Origin of the sequence: Skermanella stibiiresistens SB22, from assembly GCF_000576635.1 — a bacterium.
Taxonomy (GTDB): domain Bacteria; phylum Pseudomonadota; class Alphaproteobacteria; order Azospirillales; family Azospirillaceae; genus Skermanella; species Skermanella stibiiresistens.
This window is the reverse complement of sequence record NZ_AVFL01000102.1, coordinates 1-1180: the sequence shown is the minus strand read 5'-3', so window position 1 is coordinate 1180 and position 1180 is coordinate 1. Positions and strand designations below refer to the sequence as shown.

The window sequence follows — 1180 nt, the reverse complement described above, 5'->3', positions numbered from 1 at the left end:
CTGGGCGTAAAGCGCACGCAGGCGGTTTGTTAAGTCAGATGTGAAATCCCCGGGCTCAACCTGGGAACTGCATTTGAAACTGGCAAGCTAGAGTCTCGTAGAGGGGGGTAGAATTCCAGGTGTAGCGGTGAAATGCGTAGAGATCTGGAGGAATACCGGTGGCGAAGGCGGCCCCCTGGACGAAGACTGACGCTCAGGTGCGAAAGCGTGGGGAGCAAACAGGATTAGATACCCTGGTAGTCCACGCTGTAAACGATGTCGATTTGGAGGTTGTGCCCTTGAGGCGTGGCTTCCGGAGCTAACGCGTTAAATCGACCGCCTGGGGAGTACGGCCGCAAGGTTAAAACTCAAATGAATTGACGGGGGCCCGCACAAGCGGTGGAGCATGTGGTTTAATTCGATGCAACGCGAAGAACCTTACCTACTCTTGACATCCAGAGAACTTTCCAGAGATGGATTGGTGCCTTCGGGAACTCTGAGACAGGTGCTGCATGGCTGTCGTCAGCTCGTGTTGTGAAATGTTGGGTTAAGTCCCGCAACGAGCGCAACCCTTATCCTTTGTTGCCAGCGGTTCGGCCGGGAACTCAAAGGAGACTGCCAGTGATAAACTGGAGGAAGGTGGGGATGACGTCAAGTCATCATGGCCCTTACGAGTAGGGCTACACACGTGCTACAATGGCGTATACAAAGAGAAGCGACCTCGCGAGAGCAAGCGGACCTCATAAAGTACGTCGTAGTCCGGATTGGAGTCTGCAACTCGACTCCATGAAGTCGGAATCGCTAGTAATCGTAGATCAGAATGCTACGGTGAATACGTTCCCGGGCCTTGTACACACCGCCCGTCACACCATGGGAGTGGGTTGCAAAAGAAGTAGGTAGCTTAACCTTCGGGAGGGCGCTTACCACTTTGTGATTCATGACTGGGGTGAAGTCGTAACAAGGTAACCGTAGGGGAACCTGCGGTTGGATCACCTCCTTACCTAAAGATATTAGTTCGCGTGGCGTGCTCACACAGATTGTCTGATGAAAAAGTAACGAGCAAAAGCGTCATAAAAGTACGGTGTCGTGTCCCCTTCGTCTAGAGGCCTAGGACACCGCCCTTTCACGGCGGTAACAGGGGTTCGAATCCCCTAGGGGACGCCAAGCTTCCGACCCACCCGGTGAAAGCGGCGGTCCAAAG

General features: G+C 53.8%; 1 tRNA gene and 1 rRNA gene. Both read left to right on the top strand.

Features of this window, described 5'->3' with window-relative positions:
- A 16S ribosomal RNA gene (locus N825_RS35635) occupies positions 1-979 on the top strand; the annotation flags it as partial.
- An 88-nt stretch (positions 980-1067) separates the two neighbouring features.
- A tRNA-Glu gene (locus N825_RS35630) sits at positions 1068-1143 on the top strand.
- Positions 1144-1180: the final 37 nt, after the last annotated feature.